General features: G+C 57.6%; 1 rRNA gene. It reads right to left on the bottom strand.

What is annotated here, in order from left to right:
• A 23S ribosomal RNA gene (locus WS34_RS15285) occupies positions 1–203 on the bottom strand; the annotation flags it as partial.

The following is a 203-nucleotide window of genomic DNA, read 5'->3' as shown; positions in this document are numbered from 1 at the left end:
CGAATGGGATATCTCATCTTAAGGGGGGCTTCACGCTTAGATGCCTTCAGCGTTTATCCCTTCCGGGCTTGGCTACTCGGCCGTAGACTTGGCAGTCTAACCGATGCACCAGCGGCCCGTCCATCCCGGTCCTCTCGTACTAAGGACAGCTCCTCTCAGATATCCTACGCCCACGCCGGATAGGGACCGAACTGTCTCACGAC

The sequence above is a fragment of the Odoribacter sp. N15.MGS-14 genome (assembly GCF_000980245.1).
Taxonomy (GTDB): Bacteria; Bacteroidota; Bacteroidia; order Bacteroidales; family Marinifilaceae; genus Odoribacter; species Odoribacter splanchnicus.
Note: the sequence above shows the minus strand (reverse complement) of the source record. Positions and strands in the feature narration are given on the sequence as shown.